Genomic DNA, 7689 nt, shown 5'->3' on the forward strand with positions numbered 1-7689 from the left:
ATCATAAGGTGATAAACCTTGCCCAGCCAAGTCATCCTTGGCATTTCTCGACCCCCTGTCCCAACGCAGCCTAAGCCGAACCAACCAATCATTTTTATTGTAAATCTCTGTAAGCAGGGTTGCTTCCGGTAACGCCTTAACTTTATTCTGTATAACAGTCGCTCGTGACTTGATTAGCCTCCAAGAATCCAGTGAATTTCTGATCAGTGATAGCTCTCGAAAACTTTCATCCGATATTCTCTCCGCGCTGTAAACGGCAATAACATCTGATGCTTCGACCCCATTATAAATAAGCCCTTCCTGGGAGCCCTTGGCAAAATTGATTGCCGGGTGCTTTTTAGGGTCGAGATCTATTTCTTTTCCCGTCTGTTTAGTATAATCACTTAAAAATACTTGTTGATCTCTAGCTGTAGTGAGATCATAAAACTTCCGACCCTTCGGGACCTTGAACTTTACCACCCTCCCATCAAGATCTTTTGCGGCCCAACTTCCGGCCACCTTTAACGAACGGCTATATGAGACCCAGCGAGATTTAACTTTAGCCTTTGAGCCAGCACGAACATGGGCAAATGCTGGTATTTTCGGGTCTGAGTTCGCGGGCGGTTTAATGCCATTTATTAAGGGTTCTTCATCCTTTCTGAGCGCCCGATATCCGATCTTACTGCATTCACTTTCTGATTCACCTTCAGAATCAGGGTGCCGTTTCCTCACCCTTGGTGTTTGTTTCTTTAGTGAGGCCTTATCTTTTGAGGCTTGCACCTTCGGCATCGTTTAATCTCCAAGATTGGCTACCAGTATATTTCCAACTCTATCCTCTAGAGCATCACTTACCGATATTAGAAAACATGGCAGGTGGTATGACTTTATAGTTTATGCTCAGCCACTCGACTGCAAAACACTCTATTTCGCACACCTAAATATAAAACTGATGAGACTCAGGACTTCAATTCGAAGCGACGGTACTCAAGCGTCTCAATCTTCCTGATGGTAAAACATTGACTTAAGGACGAAGCACCGATGATCACTCCATAATCCTCAATATTTTCAGCGGAATCTATACTATGCGGTCCTTTATAAATGAAGGCTCGCTCTGAAAGAGTGTTCATTAACGGTAAGCCGCCATTGCAAGGTCTCTTTGCCAAATACACTTGGACCTGCATGCTTATACATTCAGACACCTATAATTAACGACAACCATTACGAAATGACAGTAAAAAAGAACAATAGATGTTCTACCATTTGAAAGACTGCGGCTCCTTTTCCGACTACCTTCATAATCTGCCCCCCTTCGAGAAAATCCTTACATTTCATACCCTCTATTATCCACCATAACTATACACTCTTCGTTATTGTCGAGAACCCCTTAACGCTTACCAGGATGGCCGCCCCCCCTATAATGGACTTTATTTTTTCAACAAACTCATCACGAGTGTAGATTACTTTTATTTCATCCAGTGACACACCACCACGAACACCAAACTCTCCAGGAATATCAGAGCCAGCTTTAATGATCCGGCCTTCACCGCCGTCACTTATCTTAAAACCATAAACAACCGGAAAAGGACTCTCAACCAGCTCGCGCTCATCACTACCAAGCATTGCCCAGCGATCTAGTTGCCCGGATAACAGCCTCTTCTTGTTTTCACAGTAGACATCCTCTCCTTGACCCAGGGTAAATCCGCCTTGCCACTCCTTGAGTTTTTGCCTCGTTTCTCTCTCACTCCAGCCAGCATGATTGATTTTCGCGGCATAATCGAAGGCACTGCTGAAGTTATGAAAGTCCACAACAGAAACATGATCTTTGTTGAACGCTCTTTCATGCAACGCATTCCCTAGCTCCCCCGAAAATGGATACTCGCCTTTTTCCATAAGCTGTCCCAGCGGAAGAATTCGTCCTCTTACTTCATCGTTCAACGAGAGCATGGTCAACAGGCTCGCCGAGTTGCTGCCATGAAAAAAAACCGCCCCATCACTTTCGTTTTGTAAAAGTGCTTTACTGAATCGTCCCCCACCATCTGAGAGACCGAGGTTATCAGGGTCAATATTCAGCTTTAAAGAGAAGGCCGGCCGCGGCCTTTTTTTCTTATTGTCACTACCAGCGATTGAGGGCGATACATTTAGTGTGGTTCGGGGCAGACTTGTCTGCATCGTCTGCCTATCGTTGCTCAGATCATGTTGGCTATCTGTTTCTGTAGAGCCAGATTGCAAAGCCTCTTCACTTGTTACCTTTCTTGCATTTTGAAATTTCTGACTATACATATAAGCACCTCTAACAACCAATGCGTTATGACGAGATATTCAAAAACCATAGAACCTCAAGCACAAAAACATACTGCCGGTAGTAATTTGAACATAACGAAAATCCATCTTGCTTATCTTCAACTACACCAGGGAGATAGCGCCCTCTCCAGACCTATGGCACCACAACCAACTTATTATCGGCACTATCTACAAACAACCTACTCCCTTCCAGCTCCCCAATAGCTTTAGCTTCTGTTTTCCAACCATCAGTAATACTCTTGATCGCCGTCAAGTTGGTATCCAGCACAACACCAGACAAAACAATATCAAGATGCTGATCAGGCAACTTGTCATCAGTAAAAGGAGTCCCCACGCAGGCAACAGTCACCTTCTTCAACTGTGCACGAGCGGTATCATCCAACGGGCTCTTCGCATCCAGTGCCGCGACCAGCGCTTCCCACACCATCGTTCCAGCTTGCCGATAAAAGTCAATACCGGGCTTTTGCGCAATCGCGGCCGATACGGCTTTCACCGGGGCCAATACCGGACTGCGACTGGCCAAGGCGATCGGCACCGTGACTTCATAGGTCAAGCACAACCGTGGTTTATTACCCAACGACTGCCAGAAGTTGCCCAGGCTATTCAGTTGTTCCGAGGGTGGGATCACTCGTCCATAAAAATCCGACAGCCCCGGATAAGTACGTGCGTTGATCAAGGCATTGAGTACATCGTTCATGATCAACACGGCTTGGCTATCGGCCATGGTCGCGGGGGAATCGCTGCTGTTGCTGGCTTTCATTTCCCAATAAGTGATCAGGTAACGGCAGCAAACATTGATGCTTCCTGGCATCAGCATGCCAGTGGACGGTGAAAACTGGCGGCTAGCCCCGGTTCTTAGCGACAGGTCTTCATGCACATCGTAAAGAAATACGCTGATCGTTGGTTGTGCCGGTGGCTCACCGGTATCCGGCAAGGTAAAAATAATGTCCACGGGACTAGGCAGATACTCTGCCAGCATTGTGCCAATGGTTTTGTTCACTTGAATCAGTGTGGTATCGGCAATACGTTTTGGGGACGGATCATCCTGCAAGTTAGCCATAAAGAAACTCCAGATAAACGAAATTCAAATTAACGGGATAGGACAAGCCGGCCGACCTTTCCGAGCTCACGCTGCAAGGCTCGTTCGATATGGTGCATCGCAACATGCGGGGACTGTTCTTCTGCCGCCAGCCAACTGGCCAGCATGGCCGCATTACGGATATTGGCGCCGGTGATCTCTGCCCGTCGGGCCAGGGAAGAGAAGTCGACATCCTCGGCCACTGGTGTTTCTGCCGGCCAGATAGCCCGCCACATCCGCTCGCGCAGGGTTTGATCCGGGAAAGTAAAACGCAGAATGAACGTCAAACGCCGGCTGAAGGCATCATCCAGATGGCTACGGTTGTTGGTGGCCAACACAACCAGGCCTGGATAACTTTCCAGCCGTTGCAACAAATAAGAGACTTCGATATTGGCATGCCGATCCTTGGCATCCTTGGTTTCACTGCGTTTGCCAAAGAGCGCATCGGCTTCATCAAAAAACAGCACCCCGGCATCGGCCTCGGCACAGTCGAAGATGCGCGACAGGTTCTTCTCGGTCTCGCCAATGTATTTATTCATGACCGTGGAAAGATCGACCTTGATCAGGTCAACGCCCAGCGCCCCGGCCAAGACTTCCGCCACCATGGTTTTGCCAGTACCGGAATCGCCATGGAACAGCGCGCTGATGCCGGTGCCGTAGCCGACCTTACGACCAAAGCCCTGCCCTAATACCTGCTCCCGTTGGCGAATCGCCGCCAGCACTTCATTAAGGTGCTGCTGCAGATCATCACTGATGATCAAGTCATCGAAACCGCGTACCGGGGTAATACGTTGCGCCAGGTTGCCGAAGTCCTGTTGCGACCGCAGCCCAAAGGCATGGTAGAGATCAGTATTGGACAGCAGTGCATTCTCCCCCCGTTGCTGGCAGTAGGCTTGCGCTTCATGCAGCACCGACACCAGGGTCTCGGAAGAGGGATGGAAACGTTTTACCAGCCCTGCAATATCGATATCCGGCTGTTGCGGGATGCCCTCCAACCGGCTGGCCAACAAGGCAACCTGATCGGCGAACGCCGGCGTGGGCATGGCGATCACCACCTGCGCCATCCCTTCCAGCCACATCAGTGAGGCGTGGGGTTCGGTCAGGCAAAAGATCGGTAGCTCAGACTGGCTCAGCGCCTGGCCCAGCCATGTCATCAACCGTGGATGGGCCGTGCTGAAATCCGCCAACGAACGCAGCAGCAGGCACCCCGCCTGCAACCGCGTTTCGCGCAACGCCACGCTGAGCACGCTCTGGGCGGTTTCATCGTCTTCCGGTAATTGCGCCAGATCCAGCGCCAGTACCGCTTTCCCCACGCTGGCAGCCGCGCGGGCGATGGCCATTGCCCGCCCGCTGCCCGGGCGCCCCTGCAACTGCACCAGGGTTTTCACCTCGACGCCTGCATCCGCGCAATAAGGGGCCAATCGTTGAGTCAAGGGCACAAGCAGGTCGGCCAAGGCAGAAGGGGTCAGCCAACTGGCACAGGAGCGCAGCTCACCGGGAAAAGCCGCGTGGCCGATCAACCAGCTGTAAATCTCGGTCGCCGGGTGCAGCAGGGCATTACCCCAATGCTCGCCACTGCGCTGGGTGAATGTGAGCAGGCAATTTTTCAGCAAGCGGGCCTGCGGTAGCAGGCTCGCCAGCTGCGCGGTCTTCTCGACAACACCCGGGCAGAGGATGTTCAAGGCGAAGTCCACTGTCAGGGATTTTTTCTGGTTGTTCTCCTGCATATAAGCAAACAGCAGCGAGTAGCGACTATCAAACAGCGGCAACAAGCAGAGCAACAACACGTCCCGTTCAAAATCGCTCAAAGCGAAACGGTTGACCAATTGGCCCAGACGACTGCGTGGATCAATAGCTTCAGTCGAAAGTTGCTGATCGCTCTGCTCCAGCGCCCAGAACGGAATCCCCATCCGTTGTGTGTTCAGGTGTTCCAATTCCTCCGGGGAAAGTGCCAGCCCCTGGAGGGCTTCTTCGGGCTCGGCAAAGCGTTGTTGCAGGGTGTGCAACTGCTGTTGTATCAATACATCCAGCCGCTCGAATTGGGCCAAGAGTAAATGCAAATCTTCATCCTGGGATAATTCAGGCGCCAGCTCGTCACAAAGACGCAGCGCATTATGCTGTTTCGGCATGCTGACTCTTCTTTATTGATCATTGAAATATCACCGGGCACAAGTAACCGGCATGGCTAAGCAGACTGATAAAACAGTCAAGGCTTCCAGCTAAACAGGTTTATCTATTCAGCACTGAACCTGGGTTCCGCACTTATAAGTAGCAATAGCGCTTACTGCGTTTTCTAATTCAACTAACCGTCGGCAACCATTTCACCTGTAGAGGCTGTTCCATCCAGGGCAACCGGATAAAGTCCAGGGCCCACGGCAGTTGCGACAGTAGAAAGTCGCTGGCATCCGTCTCTACCGACAGTTGCCAGCCCGACCGGGTTTGCAGCAGTTGCCCGGGGCGTTGTAGAAACAGGCTGCGCAGATCATTGGCCTGGCACCGTTGCAAACCGGGTAACTGCGCGGGAATCGCCGCCAACCAGTCCTGCAACTGCTCCCTCACCTCAGGCTCTGGCGTCGACCAGGGCACCAGTGGTGATTCCAATGGCAACCCACAGAGCAACTTGCTCAAAGGGGTGCGCCATTCCGCCATCGCCTCATCCCCCCAGACCAGTCCATCCAGCCAGCACACGGCCTCCAGCTGGGCCTGTGGGCTGTTGAATTGCTGTTCCTCGAGCAGGTCCACCTGACGCCATAGCCCGGGCAGTAGCGGCCACAGCAGTACCAGGCCGGCATTGGAGACCGACAGCGGTTCCTGCTCCAATAATGAGGCGTTTGAACGCCTTGGTAGCTGAGTTGGATTGCTCCTCGTTACGGCGGCCTCTGTGTACCGCTGCCTCCCGCCCATTTCCTCCTGAGCGTGTCGTTTGGCGTTCCCAGCCTGCAATTGAGATCCGCCCAGCTGTCCGATATCCATGGCTGGATGCTGGTGATCCGCCTCCGGCCACCCTGGCACCGTCGTTTGGAGTTCCCGTTTACCTTTCCCAGCCTGCAGTTGAGATCCGCCCAGCTGTCCGATGCCCCTTGTGGGGTGCTGGTGATCCTCCTCCTGTCGCTCTGGCGCTGTCGCTTGGGGTGCCCGTTTGACCATCTCACTTTGTGGCGCCCTTTCCTCCATTTGGTGTTGCACGCGGATAAAGTCAGGTTTGGATAAGCCCGACGCTAATAGTTGCTGCACCACAGGTTGCTGCCAGAATGGCTGCAACCAGGGTAACGACGCCGCAGGCAATGGCGGGTGACCGAACACCAGCAACAACCAGGGCGCCAACTCGGTCAACAGATTGCTGTCCAGCACCAATAAGGCAGGTACCGGTAAAGCCCTTGCCGAGGGTTGCCGACAAGCCCATAGACTACTAAGCAACAAGCAAAGCTCTAATGCGGGCTTGCCTGTCGGTGGCGTCAATTCCGGTTTATCGTCCAGAAACAAACGGCAGACAGCCTGCAAACTCGCAACGCTAAAGGTTTGCAACAACCGCTGGCGTGGCGCCTCCTGTAAACAATACCCTGCAAAAAACTGGCGCTGGGCGATGGATGAAGTTGCCAGGTGCGAGCGTAACCAGTTATCCGCACCACCAGACGCATTCCATTCAGTCAGCAGCGCCTGATGCCGGGATGCCAGATAACCCGACTGCAAATAGTGGAACAGGGGGACCAGCCCTGCTTCAGCCTGAATGTCTACCGCTCTGGCATATTTGTTCGGTTGCTCAGCGATTTCGGCCTGATTGACACCTTCGACCGTTAAAGCGGTCCCCCACTCCTCTTGATGTATCTCCCCACCATACGATTTGACGATGGCCGTATCCTGCTGCACAGAAAACACCTCGCCCAACATCGCCTGCGACGCAGCTTCCAATATCTGTTGCTCCAGCTGGTGCAATAGTCGTTGGCTTAACTGTTCCTCAAACTGTGCCAGAGGAATTTCACCCACATCGATTCTCAGCAGATCAATAGACAGTGTATTTTCTGACAGAGTCTTTAGTGACTGAAACAACCTACAAAGTTCTTCGGCCAAGCTCTGATAAAATAGATCACTACAGCGCCGCTGCACTTGTTCTACAGTATCCGGAGAAGCATAAACAATAAAGCACAAAGAGGTTAGCTCATCTATGACTTCCATTTTAATCACACCAATTTACTGATAACACACAGCGCAACAATATCAATCACTCATCAATCTTAATAATAAACACCAAGACATAATACGGGGCAGATACGGAAACAGCATGGGAGTGAGATGCTTGCGTCGCAGCACCACCATGACTATGTTCCCCCCCC

General features: G+C 51.9%; 5 protein-coding genes. All 5 read right to left on the reverse strand.

Annotation, left to right across the window (positions count from 1 at the left end; genetic code table 11):
- The coding region (locus tag AC07Y9_RS32025) for a hypothetical protein (RefSeq protein WP_218277451.1) at positions 1-768 on the reverse strand (768 nt) is incomplete at its 3' end.
- Positions 769-1332: 564 nt separating this feature from the next.
- The gene (locus AC07Y9_RS32030; protein WP_146021789.1) at positions 1333-2259 is read right to left on the reverse strand and encodes a hypothetical protein; all 927 of its coding nucleotides are present in this window, start codon (positions 2257-2259) and stop codon (positions 1333-1335) included.
- Between the two features lie 154 nt (positions 2260-2413).
- Positions 2414-3340, reverse strand: coding sequence for a Pvc16 family protein (locus tag AC07Y9_RS32035; RefSeq protein WP_102680419.1), 927 nt, complete (start codon positions 3338-3340; stop codon positions 2414-2416).
- Between the two features lie 29 nt (positions 3341-3369).
- A complete protein-coding gene (locus AC07Y9_RS32040) occupies positions 3370-5487 on the reverse strand; it encodes an ATP-binding protein (RefSeq protein ID WP_087092658.1) in 2118 nt (705 codons plus the stop codon).
- 169 nt (positions 5488-5656) lie between these two features.
- Complete coding sequence (locus tag AC07Y9_RS32045; protein WP_146021790.1) at positions 5657-7531, reverse strand: contractile injection system tape measure protein; 1875 nt, start codon at positions 7529-7531, stop codon at positions 5657-5659.
- Positions 7532-7689 lie beyond the last annotated feature (158 nt).

Source organism: Pseudomonas sp. GW456-L12, from assembly GCF_059424045.1.

Excerpts from the sequence above, each read along its gene's own strand:
- AC07Y9_RS32030 (WP_146021789.1), bottom strand. The coding sequence starts at position 2,259 with ATGTATAGTCAGAAATTTCAAAATGCAAGAAAGGTAACAAGTGAAGAG.
- AC07Y9_RS32035 (WP_102680419.1), bottom strand. The coding sequence starts at position 3,340 with ATGGCTAACTTGCAGGATGATCCGTCCCCAAAACGTATTGCCGATACC.
- AC07Y9_RS32040 (WP_087092658.1), bottom strand. The coding sequence starts at position 5,487 with ATGCCGAAACAGCATAATGCGCTGCGTCTTTGTGACGAGCTGGCGCCT.
- AC07Y9_RS32045 (WP_146021790.1), bottom strand. The coding sequence starts at position 7,531 with ATGGAAGTCATAGATGAGCTAACCTCTTTGTGCTTTATTGTTTATGCT.